This is a genomic window from Lentzea indica, from assembly GCF_012184385.1.
GTDB classification, from domain to species: Bacteria; Actinomycetota; Actinomycetes; order Mycobacteriales; family Pseudonocardiaceae; genus Lentzea; species Lentzea indica.
Genome location: NZ_VSRL01000068.1, coordinates 23,154 through 37,986, shown reverse-complemented (window position 1 = coordinate 37,986; position 14,833 = coordinate 23,154). Strand labels below are relative to the sequence as shown.

The following is a 14,833-nucleotide window of genomic DNA, read 5'->3' as shown; positions in this document are numbered from 1 at the left end:
GACCGAGCGGTGGCTGCGGGACCAAGGCGCGACGCCGAACCCGCCCGCTGCCGCCTACCTGCCGCCCTCGCCCGTCTCGGACGGGCTTCCGCGCTCGCGGCTCTCGTCGCCGTCGAGCAGGACACGTGTGCCGCGTGGCGTGGCGTGCTGGAACGGACTGACGACCCCGGCCTGCGGACGTCGGCGCTGGAGTCGCTGACGACGGCCGCGGTGCGGGCGACCCGATGGCGCAAGGCCGCGGGCACCACCCCGGCATCCATCACGATGCCGGGCGTTGCGTCGGGCTGAGTGCTCAGGCGAACGAGGACGCGAGTCTGATCGCGTCCGCGGAGACCTTCTTCATCTCCTTGTTGTGCGCGAGCGCGTCGGCACCCCTGACCGGCGAGTCCGACTCGACGATCACGACCTCCTCGTCGCGTTGCTCTGAGGCGTACCCGCCGTTGGCCAGCGTGGTCAGCGGCGGCACGCTGATGGCCTTGTCCAGCACCAGGTCCTTGACGTTGCCGGTGCCGTCCTTCTGGGTCAGCTCCCGCAGCTGCTTCGCCTCGGCCGCCGTGCGCATCTTCACCACGGACACCGACGAGTACACGATCCGGCCGTCGGGCAGCTTGGCCGAGTAGAACGCCCGCGTCAGCTGCAGGCACGGCGTCGTCTTGAGGAACGCCTGCGTCTGCCCCGTCGCGTGGGCCGCGCAGTCGCTGTCCTTCACCGGATCAGGCAGCTGCGACACGGAGGTGAACTCGAACTCGCCCGCGGTCTTCTGCGGTTGCGCGACCGGCTTGTCGACCGGGTCAGACGGCTGCAACACCCACCACACGAACCCCGACACCACCGCGACAGCGACGAGCGCCAGCGCCTTGCCCACCCACGTCGTCTTCTTGCGCGGCGGGGGCTGTGGGGGCAGCTGCCCCTGGCGGTTGTCCATGATCGACTGGAGCTTCATCAGCTCGTCGGCCGGGTAGAGCGGCGCGGTGTCGGTCGGCCTCGGTGGGAAGCGAGGCAGGTTCTGCGTCACCTCTTCAGGTGACTGGCGTGGTTCCGACACAAGGACCCACGGTAACGGACGGCGGTCACTCAAGCGCTGCGAGCACCCGATCAACGTCCTCGATCGTGTTGTACATGTGACACGCGAACCGCGTCCGACCTGCACGAACCGAGGACACGACGCCAGGAACGGGAGGGACGCCGACTGAGACGATCGCCGAGCCGTTGGGCGGGAGACCCAGCCCGGTCAGCAGGTGATCCGTCAGGTTCACGCAGTGCGCGCGCACGGCCTCCAGGTCCAGCGTGGCCACCCATGGGAGTGCTATCGCCGCACCGACGTGGGCGGACCACGTCGGCGAGAGGTCGAACCGCCGTGCGTCCGGACGGAGCACCAGCTCGGTCCCGTAGTTCTCCTCGGTGCTGTACCAGTTCGCCGCCACCGGCTTGAGGAAGTCCATCCGATCCGGCCGGACCGCCATCCAGGCCGCGCCCTTCGGGGCCATCAGCCACTTGTAGGCGACCCCGACGACGAAATCGGCCCACGCCAGCGACAACGGCATCCACCCCGCGGCCTGCGACACGTCCAGCAGCACCGGTTTGCCGGACGCCCGCAACGCTTCGAGGTCCGCGATCTTCCCGTCCGCCGACTGGACGACGCTCACGGCAACGAGATCCGCAGCGTCCACTGTGGACACCATCTCGTGCCCCGCCGCGACGAACGGCAACGTGACGCTGGTGAACTCCCCCGGTTCGACGAAGACCTTCGACCCGGCGGGCAGCGACTGCGCGACCAGCGACGCGAATTGCGAGACCGTGGCGCCGCACGCGACCGACGTCGAGGGCACCCCGATCAGCCGGCCCCACGCCTCCCTGGACGTCTCGACCGCGTCGTTGAAGCTCGACGAGGTGTCCTGGCCGCGCCGCCACCGTTCATGAGCGGCCGCCACCGCGTCGGCGACGTGCCGCGGAGGCACGCCGATGGACGCCGTGTTCAGGTAACCCGGCTCGACGTCGAAAACCGCACCGAAGGCCTCACGCATGCGCGAGCTGCTTGTCGCGCTTGCGGCGCGCGTAGACCTGCTTCCTCACCTTTGCGATCACGGTCCCATCCTGCCCGACGACGTCGGTGTCGAACCAGATCAACGCCTTCTCACCGGAACCGGTCTGCGCCAGCACCTGCTCGACGTGCTCGTCGGTCAGCCGGAACTCGGCGTAGACCGTGCCGCGTCCCGGCGCGACGAACTCGATCTCACCGGCCTGGTCCCACACCACGTGGTCGCCGGCGAGCTGGTTGAAGAGCAGCAGCACCCAGAACGGGTCGGTCATCGCGAACAGCGAGCCGCCGAAGTGGGTGCCGAAGAAGTTGCGGTTCCACGGACGCAGACGCATCCGCACACGCGCGTAGCGGTAGTCCGGCGAGATCTCCAGCACGCGGATCCCGGCGAACAGGAACGGTGGCCACAGGTTCATCCCGAAGCGCAGGCGGCTTGCCTTCATAAAAAACAGTGTTACACAACCTCCGCCAGACTGTCCGCAACTTCCTTCGGCGAAGGCATGTGACGTATCTCCCGCGCCACCTGACCTGCGGCTTCCCGGTAGCTGCCGTCCACGAGCAGCAGTCGTGCGCTCTCCGCGATCGCCTCGGCACTCACCGCTTCCGGCCGCACCGCCGCGCCCGCCCCGACGAGCGCTGACGCGTTGCCGAACTGGTCCGCGCCCTGCGGCAGCACGACCTGCGGGACGCCCTCCGCCAGAGCGGCCAGCATCGTGCCGCTGCCGCCGTGGTGCACGACGACGTCCGCCTGCCTGATCACCTCGGTCTGCGGCAGCCACGGGTGCACGGTCACGTTCGGCGGCAGGTCGGCGAGCTGGACGCGCGGAGCGGCGACGACCACCTGGGCGTCGAGCTTTCCGAGTCCGGCGATGGCGGTGGTCAGCACGGATTCCGTGCCGAACGTGGTGCCGAGCGTGAGGTAGACCAGCTTCTCGTGCGTGCGCCGCGGAACCTCGCCCGGCGCCGAGTACGGCACCGGGCGGAGCAGGATCCTCTCCTGGAGAAAGCCCTTGTCCTGCAACGAAGGCGGGCAGATGTCGACGTGCCGCCCGCCGTCCGGCCGCGCCAGCCCGATGCCTTCGTCGAACATCCGCCCGAACCCGTGCCACAGCACGGGAAACGCCCGCCTGCGTGCTTCCCCGAACACCTCGGGGACCGCCCACCCGCTGATCACGAGGTCGGGCAGGACGCGTTCCAGTTCGGGCGCGATGTCGCCGGCGTAGATCTCACCGAACACGAGTCCCGGGCGGAACGGCCGCAGCCCCAGCCGTTCCAGCTCCGGGTGCATCTCGTCACCGACGGCGAAGTGGACCTCGTGCCCGGCGTCGCGCAAAGCGACCGCCAGCGGGATCAACGGGTAGGTGTGACCGACGGTGGCCATGCTGGCGAAAAGCACGCGCATGGCGGCGAATCTACGCGCGCAGCAGCTCGATGATCCGGGCCCAGCCGTCCGTGCCGTGGCCCGCTTCGACCGCCCTCACCGCGTAGTCGTGGAACAGCCGAGGCAACGCCGCGTCGATCTTCCGCACCTCGCTGGCGTGCACCAGGTGTTCCAAAGTGGCGAGGTGTACGTCGAGAGTCGCGTCCGAACCGGGATAGGCGCCGGCATCGACCTGCGGGGTGTAGGTGCTGATGAACCCCGCGACCGGGCCGAGCCAGCGGGTGGCCAGCGGCGTGAAGTGCTGCGCGGTGGCACCGTCGGCGGTGACGAGGGCGCTGGCGTGCAGCCACCCGGTGAGCGTCGCCCACATGATGCTGAGCAGTGCCGTGTCGTACAGGGCGGCCAGGCCGGGGTCGGCGCCGAGGTTGATCGGCTCGGCCAGCGCCGACAACAGACCGGACGCCTCGGCGAAGGCGTCCTGGTCGCCGCTGTAGAGGATCATCGAGCGCTGGTCGCCGATGCCGGGCGGCGTGGTCATGATGCCGCCGTCGACGTAGCGCAGGCCGCGCCCGGCCATCTCGCGGGCCTGTTCCGGTGAGCCCGAGGTGAGATTGACCAGGATGCCGGGCAGCTCCGGGTCGAGGATCTCCATCAGCGCCGGGTAGTCCAGCACGCAGGCCACCACGACGGGTGCGGAGCGCTGGGCCTCCACCGCCGAGCTGGCCGCGTGGGCGCCCTGTGCCACGAGAGGTGCCGTCCTGGCGGAAGAGCGGTTCCAGACCGTGACGCGATGCCCGGCACGCAGGAAGGCGGAGGCGAGCGCCGAACCCATCTGACCGAGGCCGAGCACGGCAACATCGGAGTGCATTGTGTTGTCCCCCAAGGGTTGCTGGTTGATCGCCACAACCCTCGCAAGCCGCGCAGCACGCCGACAGTGGCAGAAATGCCGACATTCGCACGGTTGCTGCCAGCTAGATTGGCGCCATGGGTACGGTGGCGATCTTGGTGACCGACGATGACGCACCGGCCCTGTGGGACGTTTACGAGGCCGGGCTGGCGTGTGTGGTGTTCGGCATCGACCACTTCGATCCCTGGTACACCATGAGGTTGTGCGGCCTGAACCCCGCCGCACCACGGGCCAGGCACGGCTGGGTGCTCAGCCCCGAACACGGTCTGGAGGGCCTGCACGGCGCGGACACGATCATCGTCCCGTCCGTCCCGCAGGCCGTTCTCGACGGCACCGAACCGCTGAGCCCCTTGCTGGTCAAGGAACTTCAGGACGCCGCGGACAACGGCACACGCATCGCCGCGCTGTGCAACGGAGCGTTCGTGCTCGCCGAAGCCGGTCTGCTGGACGGCCGCCGCGCCACGGCGCACTGGTCGTACACCGACCGCCTGGCCCGCCGGTACCCGCGGGTCGAGGTCGACGACTCGGTGCTCTACATCGAGGACGGCACCATCCTCACCAGCGCGGGCGCGGCCGCGGGGCTCGACCTGTGCCTGCACCTGGTGCGCCAGGACTTCGGCGCGCACGTGGCCAACCAGTTGGCTCGCAAGCTGTGCGTGCCCGCGCACCGCACCGGCGGCCAGGCGCAGTTCGTCACCCGGCACGTGCCGGACACCGATGACGACAGCATCGCCCCGGCGCTGGAGTGGGCGGTGCGGCACCTGGACCGCCCACTCACGGTCGCGGAGATGGCCAGCCGCGCAGGGATGAGCCAGCGCACGTTCTTCCGCCGCCTGCGCGAGGCCACCGGCAGCACCCCGTTGCGGTGGCTGCTGGCCCAGCGCATCGCGCACGCCCAGGCGTTGCTGGAGACGACCTCGCTGTCCGTGGAACAGGTCGCGGAGCGCTGCGGGCTGGGCACCGGCACGAACCTGCGCCGCCACTTCACCGCCCACGTCGGCGTCACGCCCACCGATCACCGCCGCGCCTACACCGCTTGAATGTCCCCATGGGAACCAACCGCGAGAAGATGATCAAGGGCGAGCCCTACCTGTCGATGGACCCCGAGCTGGAGCTGGACCGGCAACGGGCGTGGCGCGAGATGAACCGCTTCAACGCGCTGGAACCCGGCGACTACGAGGGCATGCACGCGATCCTGAAGAGCTTCGTCGCGGAGATCGGCGAGAACACGGTTCTGCTGCCGCGCCTGCAGATCGAGTACGGCTACAACACCCGCATCGGCTCGAACAGCTTCATGAACTACGACGGCATCATCCTCGACTGCGGCCCGGTCACCATCGGAGACAACGTGATGATGGGTCCGCGCGTGCAGCTGCTGACGGCGTTGCACCCGATCGAGGACCACGACGCCCGGATCGCGGGCTGGGAGACCACCGCGCCGATCGTCATCGGGGACAAGGTGTGGTTCGGTGGCGGCGTGATCGTCTGCCCCGGCGTCACCATCGGGAACAACACGGTCGTCGGCGCCGGCAGTGTCGTGACGCGCGATTTGCCTGATCACGTGCTCGCGGTCGGCAACCCGGCGCGGGTGGTTCGTAAGATCTGATCCATGCGCAGCGAGGAGATCCAGATCCGCACCGGTGCCGAGGAGGTCGTGCACGACCTGACCCGCGAGTGCCAGAGGTTCCTCGACAGCGAGAACGGCGACGGCCTGCTGCACGTGTGGGTGCCCCACGCGACCGCGGGCGTCGCCATCATCGAGACGGGCGCGGGCAGCGACGACGACCTGCTGACCGCGCTGGAACGCATCCTGCCCCGCGACGTGAAGTGGCGGCACCGGCACGGCACCCCTGGCCACGGCCGTGACCACGTGATGCCCGCGCTGGTGCCGCCGTACGCGACGATCCCGGTGCTAGGCGGTGTGCTCACGCTCGGAACGTGGCAGTCGATCTGCCTGGTCGACACCAACGTCGACAACCCCGTCCGCACGGTCCGGCTGAGCTTCCTTGCCGGCTAGCAGCAGTACGAGCCCGGCGAGCGCGATCCCGCCGAACACCCACCACTCGGTGGTGATGGACCCGTCGTACATCAGGCTGCGCAAACCCTCCGTCGAGAACCGGAACGGCGTCCACGACCACAGCACCGCCCGGTAAGCGGGGTTGAGCAGCTCGGGCACCTGGCCCGCCACCGCGGGTGCCATCAGGTAGAGCAGGCCGAGGATCGCCATCGCGCGGATGCCGAGGTGTTTGAACAGCCCTGCCTGCAGCAGCGCGAACGACACGGCGACGGCGAGCAGGAAGCCCAGTGCCTGCGCGCTGAACGTGACACCCCACCACGCCAGCAACCCGACCACCGAGCCGACGACGAGCACGGCGGTGGTCAGCGCCGAAAGCAGCCTTTGCCGACGTCCCTTCAGCACCACGAACAGCAGTCCGGCGACCATCCCGCCGACCCACAGCAGCGCACTCGCGGCAAGAGGCGCCGTGCGTTCAGCGGCGGACACGGCCTGAGCCTCGACCTTGACCTGCAGCCCGGCACCTTGCGCGACACCGGTCAGCACCTGTTGCGCGACCTGCGTGCCTGACGGGTTGACCGCGGGGTTGAGCCGGATCGTCGCCTGGCCGGGTGAGATCTCCAGGACCCCGTAGACCTCCTTGTCCGCCAACAGGGTCCGGGCTTCGACTGCTTCCACGACCCTGATGTCGACCTCGGCCGAGTCGGCCGCCTTGACGCGTTCCGCGATCGGCGGAGGCGCCACCACGGCGAGCGGGACGTCGCGCGGGTGCGTGGTCGCCTGCACGCCGAAAGTCAGCAATCCCAGAAGAAACGCCACCACCGCGCCTGCGACGGCGGTGACCAGCGCGGTGCGCATCATTGACCTCCCAAGTTCATCATGCGTTGAATTTAGTCGGCACGCTACGCTCGACACCCGACGAAGTCAACGCATGATGAATTAAGGACTGTCGTACCCACCAGGTACCGTTTGCGCCGTGACTTACCCAGGTGGCGGCGGACAGGGCGGCTGGAACGACCAGCAGGGCTGGGGCCAGCAGCAGGGTGACTACCAGAGCGGCGGCTACCAGGTCGGCGGCTACCCGCAGACGGGCGGTTTCCCGCAGCAGGGCTACGGCGGCGGGTACGGCGGCCTAGGCGTGTACGGCGGCGGCTTCGACAACGAGCCGCCGAAGAAGAGCAAGAAGACGTTGTGGCTGGTGCTCGGCACGGTCGTGCTGGTGCTGCTGGCCGGTGGTGGCTTGACGTGGTTCCTGCTCTCACGCTCGGGCAACACGAACGCGCAGACCGACCCGTCCACGCCGACTTCCGCCTCGTCGCAGGCGACCAGTGGTGCGTGCAAGAACGAGGGCTTGCAGTGCGTCGAGACGTCCCTCGGCTACAACTACGAGGTCCCGAAGAACTGGGACGTCGTCGCCGACGCCAGGATCCCGGTCGACAAGTTCGAGGGCATCTCGCTGTCCGCCGTCACCTCCTACGGCGACTACACGTGCGAGGGCAAGGGGTACACCAAGGGCACCAACGGCGGCACGCTGCTGCCCAAGGGCGACATCAACAAGACGGCCACGGACTTCACCAAGGCCCTGGCGACGCAGTACTACTCGTCCGGCGGTGATCCGCAGGTCACGCTGACCCAGCCCAAGCCGGTGAAGATCCAGCACACCCAGAAGGACGGCAAGAAGGTCGTCGTCGAGGGCGTGCAGGTCGACGCCACGATCACCCAGTCCGCCAACAAGTGCCTGGCGAGCAAGGGGATGGTCAAGGTCGTCGTGCTCAACGGCAGCAACAAGCTGCACGTGCTGGCCGTCAACGGAGACCTGGAGGGTGGTGGAGGCGGCACCACGCCGCCGCTGCCCAAGGAGACCGAGCTGCAGAAGATGGTCGACTCGCTGGTGCCGACCACGTAGGACCTACCGCGCGCCGCCGTTCGAGGAAACGGCGGCGGGCAGCGGGTTCTCGGTGGTGATCTTCTCCAGCACGGCGAGCGCCTTGCTTTCCCACAGCGCGAGCCGCAGCTCCTGGAACGTCATCATCGCCTGCTCCACGATGGCGATCGCGTGGAACGTCTCACCGCGCTGCGACACCAGCTGCGCCAGGTCGAGCCGGATCCGCGCCGCACCGACCCGGTCGAGGTTCTCCTCGCACAACCGAATCGCGCGCCGCAGCAGTCGCCCGGCCTCGGCGAACATCCGCATGCGGCCGTGGATCAGGCCGAGCGAGTGCAACGCGTAGCTCTCGCCGACGGTGTCGCCGGAGCGTTGCACCATGCCGAGCACCGACGTGATGAGCTGCTGCGCCTGCTCGTAGCGGCCCTGCACCAGCATCGCGCCGCCGAGCCGGTACAGCACCTGGGCCTCGACGCGCGGGCTGGAGATCTCCCGGCACATGCCGAGAGCGCCGCGCAACTGTCCCACCGCGAGCTCGTGGTCGCCGCGGTCCAGCGACAGCTGCGCGAGCTGGGACACCACGTACGCCTGGCCGACGACGTCGCCGACGCGTTTGAAGCCGGCCAGTGACTGCTCGAAGATCCGGGTGGCGAGCTCTGGGCGTCCCTCGTTGTACTCCAGCAACCCCAGGTTGCGGCGCACCAGAGCGAGCCGTGGGCGTCGTCGAGCTCGGTGAAGAGTTCCAGCGCGGGTTCCAGGGCCGTCCGGGACGCTTCCATCCGGCGCTGGCTGTGGTGCAGTGATCCCATCGAGCACAGCAGAGCCGCGGTGCCGCGCTTGTTGCCCGCCTTGCGAACGGCCGCCAGTGCTCGTTCGTGCGTCTGCTGCCAGTCGTCGAGGTAGCTGCGGGTCTCGAACAACGTCACGAGCGTCATCGCGAGGTCCCAGCACAGCTCGTCCAGGCCGGCGTCGGCTGCCTGCAGCACGGCCGCGCAGATGTTCGGGCGCTCGCTTTCCAGCCAGCCCAACGGGTCCTGCAGCACCTGACCGAGGTACGGGGCGTGCGGCTGCCAACGTTGACCATGGCCGTGCAGGACGGTGAAGTCGCCGCCGTAGAGCCGTTGATGGGCCTGCTCCGCCATCGCGAGCCAGCCACCGGCGACGCGTTCCACCGCGGCCAGCTGGGTGGCAGGGGACTCGTGCACGGCGAGCTGTTCCTTGGCGAACAAACGGATCAGGTCGTGGAAGCGATAGCGGGGCAACCCCGTCACGTCGCTGCCCACCACGTCGAGCAGCTGGGCGTCGACAAGGCGTTCGAGGAGGTCGAAGCCTCGGTGACGCTCGTCGTCGGTGAGCGCCGACGCCGTCCAGACGGTCAGGCTTTCCGCTTCCAGCAACGACATCAGGCGCATGACCCGGCACGTGTCGGGCTCCAGGCCGTCGTAGGTCAGCGACAGGCTGGCGCGCACGACCATGTCGCCGTGCACGAGCTCGTCGAGGCGGTGCCGTTCGTCGGCGAGGCGGCCGACCATCGAGGCCAGCGTCCAGTGTGGGCGGGCGGCGAGACGGGCGCCGATGATGCGCAGGGCGAGTGGGAGCCCTCCCACGACGTCCACCAACGCCGACGCCGCAACGGGTTCGCTCTCCAGGCGTTGCGTGCTGATGATGCGGCCGAGGAGCTCCAGCGCGTCGCCGGAGTCCATGAAGTCGACGTCGACCAAATGAGATCCGGCGAGACCGGTCAACCGGGTCCTGCTCGTGACGACGACACCGCACGTCGGTGAGCCCGGAAGCAGCTGGTGCACCTGCGACTCGCTGCCCGCGTCGTCGAGAACGACCAGGACACGCCGGTTGGCGAGCATGCTGCGGTACATGTCCGCGCGCTCGTCCACCCCGTCGGGCAACGTCGAGCCGACCGCGCCCAAGGCGGACAGGAACCGGCCGAGAACCTCGGCGGGCGTGGCCGGTTGGGCCTGGGTGCCGCGCAGGTCGCAGTAGAGCTGGCCGTCCGGGTAGGTCTCGGCGGCGACGCGGTGCGCCACGTGGACCGCGAGAGCGCTCTTACCGATGCCCGCCTTGCCCGAGATGTTCACCACCGGCATGGTCATGTGGTCGCCGGACAGCAGTGCCTCCGCGCGCGCCACGACGTCCTGGCGGCCGATGAAGTCCGAGATGGTGGCCGGAAGTTGGTGCGGTGACACGACGTTCTGCACGGTGACCGGTACCGGCTTCTCCTGGTCGAGGCGCAGCACCTCGTCGTCCGTCAGGATCGCGGTCTCGAGCTTGCGCAGCTGGTCGCTCGGTTCGAGGCCGAGGTGCTCGATGAACAGGTCGCGGCCGGTGCGGTAGACGTCCAGAGCCTCGGACTGCCGGCCGGAACGGTAGAGCGCGAGCATGAGCTGGCCGCGCGGCCGTTCCCGCAGCGGATGTTCGGTCACCATGCTCTGCAGCTCACCGATGAGGGCGTGATGCCTGCCGAGCAACAGCTCGATGTCGACGCAGTTCTCCAGCACTGACAAGCGTTTCTCGTCCAGACGCAACGCCTTGTTCTGCAACGTGGCACCGGCGCCGCCGAGTGCGGGTCCGCGCCACAACGCCAGTGCCGCACGAAGGACCGTCGACGCCTCCTCCATGCGTCCCTGACGGACGGCGGCGTCGGAGTCGGCCACGCGGCGTTCGAAGAGAAAGGTGTCGATCTTGTCCCCGGCCACTCGCAGCAGGTAACCGGGTTGGCGCGTCTCGATCTGGGCGTCGACGTCGACCCTCGCGAACTCCCGCCGGAGCGCGGACACGCAGATCTGGATCTGCGCCCGTGCGGTCGACGGCGGGGTGTGCTCCCAGACGAGGTCGATCAGCTGATCCATGCTGACCACGCGGTTGGCTTCGAGCAGGAGAGCGCCCAGGATCGTCTGCTGACGTCCCGGCGGTACCTGAACCTGCTCCTCGGCGCCGATGACCTCGATCGGGCCGAGCAGCTTGAACATCAGCTTCTCGTCAGGGGCGGAGCTCATGACGGACGACCCCTCGCGCCTTTGTCTCTCGCAAAGCCCCTACACCTCACGCTCCGGTCGTTTAACCGTGACGGGATTGCATTTACGGGATACCGCGTTTCTCACGTTCGTGCAATCCGGCCGAAGACGCAGAAAAAGGCACTCCCAGGGCGTCACCTCAAGATCGGGTTTCAATATGAAACTGTTTCACATCCCGTGTTTGACCTCCGGTTGCATCAACTGCAGACGGTCACTCGCATGGGTGATGATCTCCAAAGTTAGCCCTGGCAGGGAAAACTGTCAAGATCCTTCTTGTGCATCGGCGCACGATCCACCATAATGCGCCCGATCTCAATAGGCATCTCATTTGGATCTGATCCGAACGGGGACATCAGCGCTGATCAAGCAGTACGTTCCCGAGAATTCATCACCGCGGCGGCGGACTTCACAACGATCGTACTGCATGCCGCCAAGCAGCCTGAACGCCTCATCGAGACTACTCCGAGCGGCACAAGCCGTTCGTTCGGATCGCTAACCGCACCCAACCATTGCGGTACACCGCACCTAATTCTGCGGATAAGCCACCACCCTGCGTAGTAACACCTGTTTGCTGACTGATGAGTCAGCTGTTCAGGCGTCTCAACTGGTTACTTCCGGTCCGCCATCACGGCCGATTGATACGCGGTGGGTGCGCGATAGAGCGGCGATGGGCGGCACTTCTAACTTCGTTCTCAGACGCCGATCGAAGACGTCCGGAGCACAACTCGAAGCCGAAGTCCGACCAAGCAAGAGGAGGCCGACATGATCCGCAAGACGACCGCCGCCGCTCTGGTTCTCGCCGCTGTTCCCGCGACCCTGGCACTCACGCTCTTCGCCGGCACCGCGCAGGCCGACGACACCCCGTGGGGCCGAGGCGTCACCACCACCTCCGACGACACGCCGTGGGGCCGGGGCATCACACTCCCCGCGCTCCCGAACGACGACACCCCGTGGGACGACGACACCCCCTGGGGCTGATCACACCCCCTCCGTCCGGAAACCACCCAATGGAGGCCAGAACCATGCGATTCCACCTGCTGGGCTCACTGGAAGTCCTCGACGACGACATGCCCGTGCCACTGGGCGGCGTCAAGCAGCGCGCGGCTCTGGGATTCCTCCTGCTGCACGCCAACCGCGTGGTGGCGACCAGCAAGCTGCTCCAGGCGCTGTGGTCGCGCGACGTCCCGCCCACCGCGCGAAAGATGCTCCAGAACGCGGTCTCCGGACTGCGTGGCGTTCTCACTCCACACGGCAGCGGCTCGGAAGGGTCCGCACTGCTGCTGACCCACGCGCCGGGGTACCTGCTGCGCGTGGACCAGAACTCCCTCGACCTGTCGCGCTTCCAGCAGCTGACCGAACAGGGACGAGGTGAACTGTCCTCCGGCGACTGGCCCGCCGCCGCGAAGGTGCTCCGCAAGGCGCTGAGCCTGTGGCGCGGGCCGGTGCTCGCGGATCTCGCGGAGACCGGCATCAACTGGCCGGAGCTGACCGCCATCAAGGACTGGCGGCTGGCGACGCAGGAGGACTGCTTCGAGGCAGAGCTCGCCTGCGGGAGGCACTACGAGATCATCGGCGAGCTTGAGTCGTTGATCGAGGTCGAGCCGTATCGCGAACGGCTGAACGGGCAGCTCATGCTCGCGCTCTACCGGTGTGGCAGGCAGGTGGACGCGTTGAGCGTCTATCGCCGCACGAGGGCGGCGTTGGTGGAGGAACTCGGGCTTGAGCCGGGACGCGAACTCCAGGAGATGGAACGCGCGATCCTCGACCACGCGCCCGTGCTGGACCTTCCGCCGTCGGTGCAACGCAGGCATCTGCTCGCCGTCGGCCAGTCTTCTCCCGTCGTGATCACCCCGCCGCCCGCTGTGGAGTCCCCCGCTCCCGCCGTCGCGATGGACGTGACGACAGTGGAGCGCAAGCTCGTCAGTGTCGTGATGGTGTCCGCCCAGCTAGGTCTCGCGGCCGGCGACGGTGACCCCGAGGACGTCGACGAGGTGCATCAGGAGGTCGATTCCGTTGTCTCCGCAGAGGTTGCCCGGTTGGGCGGCGTCGTCGGCGGCAATGTCGGCTCCGTGTTCCTGGCTTTGTTCGGTGTGCCCCGCACTTCGGAGGACGACGCCGACCGCGCTGTGCGTGCCGCGTTGGCCATCCGCGACCGTCTCTCGTCCGTCGCGGACGTGCAGATCGGCGTGGCGACCGGCGAGTCTCTCGTCCGCCTACCGGCTTCGGGTGCGCCCAGCGCCACCGGCGTGTTGCTCGACCAGTGCCGTCAGCTGATGGCGTTGTCGCCGTTGGGCGCGGTTCGTGCGTGCTCAGCGACCCGTGACGCCGCTGGTTCCGTGACGTGGGCGACCGATCCCGCTCCGACCAGTGGCTGGCAGGCGGTCTCGTGCGTGTCCCCGCGGGGTGCGACCCGCCGCTCACAGGCCGCGGTGCCGTTCGTCGAGCGCGAGCGTGAGTTGTCCGTGCTGCAAGGGCTTCTCGACGAGGTCCGCACCCGCCGCCGCCCGCACTTCGTGACAGTGCTGGGCGAAGCCGGGGTGGGCAAGACGCGTCTCGTCAACGAGCTCACCTCTTCGTGCTCCACGGCTTTGCGCGGCACCGCCACGGCTTTCGGCGACGACCACGGCTACGGGCTTTTGTCGGACGTCGTGCGCGGCTTCGCTTCCCCGGAAACTCTGCGCGCCGCCGTCTCGTCGTTGGTCGGCGTCGGTGAACTCGCGGACCACCTGACTTCGAGCCTGACCGGACTGGTGGAGCCGTCCCCTGATCTGTCCGCCGACTTCCCGTCGTGGCGCCGGTTTCTGGAGGAGATCGCCGACTCCGATCCGCTGGTCGTCTTCCTCGAAGACCTGCACTGGGCGAACGACGTGGTGCTCGACTTCGTGGAGGAGCTGAGCGAACACGCGGGCTCCGTGCCGCTGCTGGTGATCGCCACCGCGCGGCCCGAGTTGCTGCAACGTCGTCCGTCCTGGTTCGGCGGCAAGCGCAACGCCACCACGATCAGCTTGGAACCGTTGTCCCACAACGGAACTCGCAGCCTCTTGAACTCACTGCTGGAAACCCGTGAGCTTTCCGCCGACCTGTGGCAGGCGCTCGTGTCGTGTGTGGGCGGCAACCCGTTGTTCGCCACTGAGTACGCACGCATGGTTGCTGACCCGCGCATGCCCTGTCTGCACAACGAGGCTTCGCTGCCGGTTCCACCGTCCGTGCGCGGTGTTCTGACGGCTCAGCTCGACTCGCTGCCGTTCGAGGTGAAGGCCGTCTTGCAGGACGCCGCCGTCGTGGGCGACCTGGTGTCTCCCGGGGCAGTGGCCGCCACGGGGCAACGCGACCCGGGTGACGTCGCCAAGGCGCTGGAGTTGCTGGAGCAGCGAGACTTCCTGCGCCGGCAGGGTCGCAACAGCGAGACCGGCGAGATCGAGTACGGCTTCCGTCACCTGCTCGTGCGTGACGTCGTGGCCGAGCAACTCCCCCGTGCTTTGCGTGCTCGCAAGCACGAACGGGCGCTGGCGTGGTTCGAGGAACCAGCGCTGGACCTCATCGACCGCAGGGCGGGCTGACCCGCGAAAAAACGCCCGG

15 protein-coding genes are annotated in these 14,833 nt (G+C 68.2%); 7 read left to right on the top strand and 8 right to left on the bottom strand.

The window, feature by feature from the left end:
* The coding region (locus tag FXN61_RS20150) for a DUF4439 domain-containing protein (protein ID WP_167975602.1) at positions 1 to 288 on the top strand (288 nt) is incomplete at its 5' end.
* A 4-nt stretch (positions 289 to 292) separates the two neighbouring features.
* On the opposite strand, the gene FXN61_RS20145 is transcribed toward FXN61_RS20150, so the two are convergent.
* The 5 genes from FXN61_RS20145 to FXN61_RS20125 are packed head-to-tail and all read right to left on the bottom strand — an operon-like array spanning position 293 to position 4,287.
* Positions 293 to 1,045 (bottom strand): hypothetical protein, encoded by a 753-nt coding sequence (locus FXN61_RS20145; protein WP_167975601.1) that lies wholly within the window; start codon positions 1,043 to 1,045, stop codon positions 293 to 295.
* Positions 1,046 to 1,070: 25 nt separating this feature from the next.
* Positions 1,071 to 2,024: an aminotransferase class V-fold PLP-dependent enzyme gene (locus FXN61_RS20140; RefSeq protein WP_167975600.1), complete on the bottom strand. Its 954-nt coding sequence runs from the start codon at positions 2,022 to 2,024 to the stop codon at positions 1,071 to 1,073.
* Positions 2,017 to 2,481, bottom strand: a complete 465-nt coding sequence (locus FXN61_RS20135; RefSeq protein WP_167975599.1) for a DUF4442 domain-containing protein — start codon at positions 2,479 to 2,481, stop codon at positions 2,017 to 2,019. The genes FXN61_RS20140 and FXN61_RS20135 overlap by 8 nt, the downstream gene beginning before the upstream one ends.
* Before the next feature lie 11 nt (positions 2,482 to 2,492).
* The gene (locus FXN61_RS20130) at positions 2,493 to 3,440 is read right to left on the bottom strand and encodes a glycosyltransferase (protein WP_167975598.1); all 948 of its coding nucleotides are present in this window, start codon (positions 3,438 to 3,440) and stop codon (positions 2,493 to 2,495) included.
* 10 nt (positions 3,441 to 3,450) lie between these two features.
* Complete coding sequence (locus tag FXN61_RS20125; protein WP_167975597.1) at positions 3,451 to 4,287, bottom strand: NAD(P)-dependent oxidoreductase; 837 nt, start codon at positions 4,285 to 4,287, stop codon at positions 3,451 to 3,453.
* Positions 4,288 to 4,403: 116 nt separating this feature from the next.
* Between FXN61_RS20125 and FXN61_RS20120 the strand changes: the two genes are divergently transcribed.
* Genes FXN61_RS20120 through FXN61_RS20110 form a run of 3 tightly spaced genes read left to right on the top strand, consistent with a single transcriptional unit; the run spans position 4,404 to position 6,343 of the window.
* Positions 4,404 to 5,366, top strand: a complete 963-nt coding sequence (locus tag FXN61_RS20120; protein WP_167975596.1) for a GlxA family transcriptional regulator — start codon at positions 4,404 to 4,406, stop codon at positions 5,364 to 5,366.
* An 8-nt stretch (positions 5,367 to 5,374) separates the two neighbouring features.
* Positions 5,375 to 5,932, top strand: a complete 558-nt coding sequence (locus tag FXN61_RS20115) for a sugar O-acetyltransferase (protein ID WP_167975595.1) — start codon at positions 5,375 to 5,377, stop codon at positions 5,930 to 5,932.
* A 3-nt stretch (positions 5,933 to 5,935) separates the two neighbouring features.
* Positions 5,936 to 6,343, top strand: coding sequence for a YjbQ family protein (locus FXN61_RS20110; RefSeq protein ID WP_167975594.1), 408 nt, complete (start codon positions 5,936 to 5,938; stop codon positions 6,341 to 6,343).
* Here FXN61_RS20110 and FXN61_RS20105 read toward each other — a convergent pair.
* Positions 6,239 to 7,201 (bottom strand): YhgE/Pip domain-containing protein, encoded by a 963-nt coding sequence (locus FXN61_RS20105; RefSeq protein ID WP_188135273.1) that lies wholly within the window; start codon positions 7,199 to 7,201, stop codon positions 6,239 to 6,241. The two genes, FXN61_RS20110 and FXN61_RS20105, sit on opposite strands and share 105 nt — an antisense overlap.
* Positions 7,202 to 7,316: 115 nt before the next feature.
* On the opposite strand from FXN61_RS20105, the gene FXN61_RS20100 reads away from it, so the two are divergent.
* A complete protein-coding gene (locus FXN61_RS20100; protein WP_167975593.1) occupies positions 7,317 to 8,246 on the top strand; it encodes a DUF8017 domain-containing protein in 930 nt (309 codons plus the stop codon).
* A gap of 3 nt (positions 8,247 to 8,249) precedes the next feature.
* On the opposite strand, the gene FXN61_RS52320 is transcribed toward FXN61_RS20100, so the two are convergent.
* Together FXN61_RS52320 and FXN61_RS20095 are read right to left on the bottom strand one after the other, a co-directional pair.
* Complete coding sequence (locus tag FXN61_RS52320) at positions 8,250 to 8,663, bottom strand: tetratricopeptide repeat protein (RefSeq protein ID WP_246291783.1); 414 nt, start codon at positions 8,661 to 8,663, stop codon at positions 8,250 to 8,252.
* Entirely contained in the window at positions 8,546 to 11,236 is a 2,691-nt protein-coding gene (locus FXN61_RS20095; RefSeq protein ID WP_246291779.1) for an AfsR/SARP family transcriptional regulator, read from the bottom strand. Before FXN61_RS20095 ends, FXN61_RS52320 begins: the two co-directional genes overlap by 118 nt.
* A gap of 780 nt (positions 11,237 to 12,016) precedes the next feature.
* On the opposite strand from FXN61_RS20095, the gene FXN61_RS20090 reads away from it, so the two are divergent.
* Together FXN61_RS20090 and FXN61_RS20085 are read left to right on the top strand one after the other, a co-directional pair.
* Positions 12,017 to 12,232, top strand: a complete 216-nt coding sequence (locus FXN61_RS20090; protein WP_167975592.1) for a hypothetical protein — start codon at positions 12,017 to 12,019, stop codon at positions 12,230 to 12,232.
* A 44-nt stretch (positions 12,233 to 12,276) separates the two neighbouring features.
* Positions 12,277 to 14,814, top strand: coding sequence for an ATP-binding protein (locus FXN61_RS20085; protein ID WP_167975591.1), 2,538 nt, complete (start codon positions 12,277 to 12,279; stop codon positions 14,812 to 14,814).
* The last annotated feature ends 19 nt before the right edge of the window (positions 14,815 to 14,833 follow it).

Bases quoted from the DNA above. Each gene is read 5' to 3' on its own strand.
- FXN61_RS20140 (WP_167975600.1), bottom strand. From the start codon at position 2,024: ATGCGTGAGGCCTTCGGTGCGGTTTTCGACGTCGAGCCGGGTTACCTG.
- FXN61_RS20135 (WP_167975599.1), bottom strand. From the start codon at position 2,481: ATGAAGGCAAGCCGCCTGCGCTTCGGGATGAACCTGTGGCCACCGTTC.
- FXN61_RS20130 (WP_167975598.1), bottom strand. From the start codon at position 3,440: ATGCGCGTGCTTTTCGCCAGCATGGCCACCGTCGGTCACACCTACCCG.
- FXN61_RS20125 (WP_167975597.1), bottom strand. From the start codon at position 4,287: ATGCACTCCGATGTTGCCGTGCTCGGCCTCGGTCAGATGGGTTCGGCG.
- FXN61_RS20120 (WP_167975596.1), top strand. From the start codon at position 4,404: ATGGGTACGGTGGCGATCTTGGTGACCGACGATGACGCACCGGCCCTG.
- FXN61_RS20115 (WP_167975595.1), top strand. From the start codon at position 5,375: ATGGGAACCAACCGCGAGAAGATGATCAAGGGCGAGCCCTACCTGTCG.
- FXN61_RS20110 (WP_167975594.1), top strand. From the start codon at position 5,936: ATGCGCAGCGAGGAGATCCAGATCCGCACCGGTGCCGAGGAGGTCGTG.
- FXN61_RS20105 (WP_188135273.1), bottom strand. From the start codon at position 7,201: ATGATGCGCACCGCGCTGGTCACCGCCGTCGCAGGCGCGGTGGTGGCG.
- FXN61_RS52320 (WP_246291783.1), bottom strand. From the start codon at position 8,663: ATGCTGGTGCAGGGCCGCTACGAGCAGGCGCAGCAGCTCATCACGTCG.
- FXN61_RS20095 (WP_246291779.1), bottom strand. From the start codon at position 11,236: ATGAGCTCCGCCCCTGACGAGAAGCTGATGTTCAAGCTGCTCGGCCCG.
- FXN61_RS20090 (WP_167975592.1), top strand. From the start codon at position 12,017: ATGATCCGCAAGACGACCGCCGCCGCTCTGGTTCTCGCCGCTGTTCCC.
- FXN61_RS20085 (WP_167975591.1), top strand. From the start codon at position 12,277: ATGCGATTCCACCTGCTGGGCTCACTGGAAGTCCTCGACGACGACATG.